The organism is Streptococcus sp. HMSC067H01 (assembly GCF_001814775.1).
Classification (GTDB): domain Bacteria; phylum Bacillota; class Bacilli; order Lactobacillales; family Streptococcaceae; genus Streptococcus.
The window spans coordinates 1-543 of sequence record NZ_KV817780.1 but is presented as its reverse complement, the minus strand read 5'-3'; the positions used below and the strand labels follow the sequence as shown (position 1 = coordinate 543).

The window sequence follows — 543 nt, the reverse complement described above, 5'->3', positions numbered from 1 at the left end:
TTGCTGGAATGGCAAATTCTGTCACATCTGTGTAACACTTTTCCATTGTTTTAGAGCCTTCAAATTGACGTTGAATGAGATTCTCTGCCTTCTTGCCAACGTCTCCTTTATGAGAAGAATATTTTCGTTTCTGTCGCATTTTAGCTTGTAAATTGAGTACTTTCATCAAGCGTTGAACTCTTTTATGATTTACCAGATAACCACGATTTCTTAGTTCTAAATGAATCCGACGATAACCATAATTTCCCTTATGTTCGATAAAAATGGATTGAATTTTCGCTTTAAGCTCTTGGTCCTTATCTGGTTTATCTAGCTGTTTCAAGTGATAGTAGTAGGTCGAACGAGCTAGTTTAATGGCTTTTAGAAGAATATCTAACGAAAACTCGGTCATTAATTCTTGAACAATTTCTGTCTTTCTTCTTTCTCTTTTTCCTCCTTCAATCGGAGTTCTCTTAACTTTTTTAGGACGGCATTCTCCGCTCTCAGATACTCATTTTCTGCTTGAAGACGTTCTAATTCTGTTCTCTCTTCAGGTCTCTTTTT

General features: G+C 36.1%; 1 pseudogene. It reads right to left on the bottom strand.

The annotated features are described in order from the left end of the window. A pseudogene (locus tag HMPREF2987_RS01400) lies at positions 1-543 on the bottom strand (IS3 family transposase); the annotation flags it as partial.